This is a genomic window from Trichloromonas sp. (assembly GCF_041583255.1).
Taxonomy (GTDB): Bacteria; Desulfobacterota; Desulfuromonadia; order Desulfuromonadales; family Trichloromonadaceae; genus Trichloromonas.
In genome coordinates, this window is record NZ_JBFHGD010000270.1 from 1 (window position 1) to 3740 (window position 3740).

Genomic DNA, 3740 nt, shown 5'->3' on the forward strand with positions numbered 1-3740 from the left:
GATCGGGCAGGCGCCGCTCGGCTCCCCCTCGAGGGTTTGCCCGCAAACCTGGCAGACGTAGTAGTCGACCTCGATATTTTTACCCAGGTTGTCGAGGGCGTTCTGGTAGAGACCGGCATGGACCTCTTCGACGGCATTGGCAAATTTGAAGTTGCGCAGCGCTGCCTGATGCCCTTCGGCCTCGGCCTCTTTGATCATCTGCGGGTACATGCTGGTGAACTCGTGGGTTTCACCGCCGATGGCCTCCTTGAGGTTCTCCGCGGTGGAACGGATGCCGCCCAAAGTCCGCAAATGGGCGTGGGCATGGACGGTTTCGGCATCTGCCGCGGCGCGAAACAGTTTGGCAACCTGCAGGTAGCCTTCCTGCTCGGCTTTTTTGGCAAACGCCAGATAGGTTCGATTGGCCTGTGACTCGCCGGCAAAGGCCTCCTGAAGATTCTTTTCGGTTTTACTGCCGCTCAATTCCGCCATTTGTACACTCCTTGTGAATTAGATTTTAACCACGTCATTTTATCTCACCGGGGCAGACTGTCAATCCTGCCGTCACCCCTTGCAAGCCGTATCGATATCCTCTGCCTTACCGACCAGCACCAGGATGTCGCTGTCCTTGATCACATGGGTTGATTTCGGGAGGGTATGAAAATCCCCGGTGAGCACATCCTTGATCCCGAGGATGGTGACATTGTACCTGCGACGCAGATCGATTTCCACCAGACTTTTGCCGACGAAACGCGCCGGAGGAGCCGCTTCGCTGATGGACAATTCGTCGCTCAAGGGGAGAAAGTCGAGGATATTGGGGCTGGTCAGCCCGCGCGCGACCTTGAGCGCCATGTCCTTTTCCGGGAAGATGACCTCGCTGGCGCCTACCTTTTCCAGGATGCGGCCATGGTCTTCCGACACCGCCTTGACCAGGATGCGCGGCACCTTCATTTCCTTGAGGTAGAGGGTGATCAGGGTCGACAGGTGAGAGCGGTCGCCGGTCGAGACCACCACCGCATCCATTTCCGCGACCCCCTGGCCAACCAGGAATTCCTTGCTCGCGGCATCACCAATGATCGTATAACTCGAATACTCCTGGATCCGCTTGACCTTCTCCCGGCTCAGGTCGATGGCGATGACCTCATGACCGCTTTCGTAGAGGGTCCGGGCCACATGATAACCAAAACTTCCCAGTCCGATAACACAAAAACGCTTCATGTTTGCCGCCTCCTGTTTCTCTTTCTCAACCGATCATCAGGCTTTCTTCGCCATATTGCACGGGGATTTTGCCGGATCTTTTAATGAAAGCAAAGGCGACCGTCAACAGTCCGACCCGGCCGACGAACATCAGGATGATCACGATAAGTTTCCCCAGCGGGACCAGCTTTGCCGTGGCTCCCACCGAAAGGCCGACGGTGGCGAAAGCTGAAATGGCTTCAAAGGTGTAATCCATAAAGCCGCTGCGGCTCTCCGCCAGGCCGACCCCCTGCAACTGCACCGCCAGCAGGGCAAAGGTGGCCAGCACCATGAACAGCATGGCCAGCATGACCAGGGCCAGGGTTTTGCTGGCCACCTCGTCTGAAATGGTCCGTCGAAAGAGGTTGGTATGGGCATTTCCTTGCAGGCGGCTGAGCATGATGGCAATAAATATCGCCAGGCTGGTGGTTTTTATGCCGCCGCCGCAGGATCCGGGTGAGGCGCCGACAAACATGAGAAACATGAGCAGAAAGAGGGTCGGCACCTCGAACAGTGACAGGTCGATGGTATTGAAGCCGGCGGTTCGACTGGTAACCGACTGGAACAGCGAGGCCCAGATGAGTTCACCCGCCGACGCGTTGCGTAGCGATGCGCTGCTTTCCAGAATCCCGATAACCAGGGCCCCTGCCAAAATCAGGATGGCGCTGGTCAGCAGCACCATTTTTGAGTGCAGCGACAGTCGCCGCCGTCGCTGCTGCCGGTTGTGAAGCAGATCTTTCAGTTCCCGCAGAACCAGAAAGCCGATGCCGCCCAGAACGATCAGCAGCATGATGGTCAGATTGACCAGCGGATCGTTGCGAAACCCGACCAGGTTGTCGGCAAAGAGGGAAAAACCGGCATTGCAGAAAGCCGAAACCGAATGAAAGACGGCACTGTACAAACCCGGCCCCCAGCCCATGCGCGGCACAAAGGAAAAGGAAAGCAGCAGGGCGCCGATCCCCTCGATGCATAGTGACATGAGGATTATTCCGCGGACCAGATTTCGCAATGAATCGACCGGGGTGTGCAGCAGGGTATCATGGATGATCCAGCGCCCGCGGGTACCGACTCCGATGCGCAGATAAAAGAAGAGATAGACGGAAAAGGTCGTGATGCCCAGGCCGCCGGTCTGAATCAGCAGCAGCACCACCAGCTGCCCGAACGTCGAAAGACGGGTGCCGGTATCGACCACCGCCAGTCCGGTCACGCACTGGGCCGAGGTTGCGGTAAAGAGGGCATCGATAAACTTCAGCGGTTCGCCGACAGCGGACACCGGCAGGCTCAGGGCGCAGGCCCCGAGAAAAATGGCGCCGACATAATAGATCATCAGGATCATGCCGGGTGAAAGCTGTCGCAGCCGCTGCGCTCTGTTTTTCATGGTCAACCTTGAGCCCCGCTTGAAGCAAACCGGAAAGCGTACTTTCTCCTGCCGCCGTTTCGCTTGCCTCACCATGGAAAAGAGTTTACCATGCGGGTATCACATTACCTGACAGCAGGAGACTTCGACATGAATGACTACAGGGTGGACAAGCTCGAAATTCCGGTCATGCTTTTTCTCGCCGACGGTGTCGTTCATGACGGCATCATGTTTCTCAGCCCCTTCAGCCCATCCCACAGCGGGTCTCAGCGCCTGGTTGACCTGTTTCGGGAAACGGACACCTTCTGCCCGTTCAAGACCAGGGATGGCCGCTTCTGCCTGGTCAACAAAAGCTCGGTAACCCACGCCCGCTACCCGGTTCAAAACGAAGAGGAAACCTACGGCGACCGGATCAAGGTCAGGCTGACCTTCTACGGCGGCGAACTCCTCGAGGGGACCATCATCATCGCCATGCCGCCCGGCAAGGGGCGCCTGCAGGACTACATCAACTCCACACCCGGCTTTTTCTGCCTGCTCACCGAAGAATCCCACTATATCGTCAACGGCGACCTGATTCGGGAGATCTCCCCCGGTTAAGCAGCCGGCAGACCACTTCCCTGCAATCACTGACGGGCCGGCTTGCCGGCCCGTTTTTTTTTACAGGTCGAGATATGACCGCAGGTAGCGGCCGGTGTGGGAGTGGGAGTTGCGGGCGACCGCCTCCGGCGTGCCGAAGGCGACGATCTCCCCCCCCCGGCGCCCCCCTTCGGGCCCGAGGTCGATGATGTGATCGGCGGTCTTGATCACGTCGAGGTTGTGCTCGATGATCACCACCGTATTGCCGGTTTCAACCAGCCGCTGCAGCACGTCGAGCAGCTTCTGGATGTCGGCGAAGTGCAGGCCGGTGGTCGGTTCGTCGAGGATATAGATGGTCCGCCCGGTAGCCCGCTTGCCGAGCTCCTTGGCCAGCTTGACCCGCTGGGCCTCGCCGCCGGAGAGGGTGGTGGCGCTCTGGCCGAGCTTGATGTAGCCGAGACCGACGTCGCGCAGGGTCTCCAGCTTGTTCTTGATCCGCGGGATGTTCTCGAGAAACTTCGCCCCCTGGTTGACCGTCATGTCGAGCACCTCGGCGATACTCTTCCCCTTGTACTTCACCTCCAGCGTTTCC

General features: G+C 58.5%; 5 protein-coding genes. 1 reads left to right on the plus strand and 4 read right to left on the minus strand.

Annotated features, from left to right (window positions below; translation table 11 throughout):
- The 3 genes from ABYV89_RS15335 to ABYV89_RS15345 all read right to left on the minus strand — a co-directional run.
- Nucleotides 1-471, minus strand: a 471-nt coding sequence (locus ABYV89_RS15335) for a rubrerythrin family protein (protein ID WP_432823806.1), incomplete at its 3' end; no start/stop codon positions are given.
- 72 nt (nt 472-543) lie between these two features.
- The gene (locus ABYV89_RS15340; protein WP_432823807.1) at nt 544-1197 is read right to left on the minus strand and encodes a potassium channel family protein; all 654 of its coding nucleotides are present in this window, start codon (nt 1195-1197) and stop codon (nt 544-546) included.
- A gap of 25 nt (nt 1198-1222) precedes the next feature.
- Complete coding sequence (locus ABYV89_RS15345) at nt 1223-2668, minus strand: TrkH family potassium uptake protein (RefSeq protein WP_432823808.1); 1446 nt, start codon at nt 2666-2668, stop codon at nt 1223-1225.
- Nucleotides 2669-2722: 54 nt separating this feature from the next.
- On the opposite strand from ABYV89_RS15345, the gene ABYV89_RS15350 reads away from it, so the two are divergent.
- Nucleotides 2723-3169 carry a hypothetical protein gene (locus ABYV89_RS15350; protein ID WP_432823809.1) on the plus strand — a complete coding sequence of 149 codons (447 nt, stop codon included), beginning with the start codon at nt 2723-2725 and terminating at the stop codon, nt 3167-3169.
- 60 nt (nt 3170-3229) lie between these two features.
- Here ABYV89_RS15350 and ABYV89_RS15355 read toward each other — a convergent pair.
- The coding region (locus ABYV89_RS15355; RefSeq protein WP_432823810.1) for an ATP-binding cassette domain-containing protein at nt 3230-3740 on the minus strand (511 nt) is incomplete at its 5' end.

What these genes read in the sequence shown, in the direction of transcription:
- ABYV89_RS15350 (WP_432823809.1), top strand. Translation starts at nt 2,723, where the DNA reads ATGAATGACTACAGGGTGGACAAGCTCGAAATTCCGGTCATGCTTTTT.
- ABYV89_RS15340 (WP_432823807.1), bottom strand. Translation starts at nt 1,197, where the DNA reads ATGAAGCGTTTTTGTGTTATCGGACTGGGAAGTTTTGGTTATCATGTG.
- ABYV89_RS15345 (WP_432823808.1), bottom strand. Translation starts at nt 2,668, where the DNA reads ATGGTGAGGCAAGCGAAACGGCGGCAGGAGAAAGTACGCTTTCCGGTT.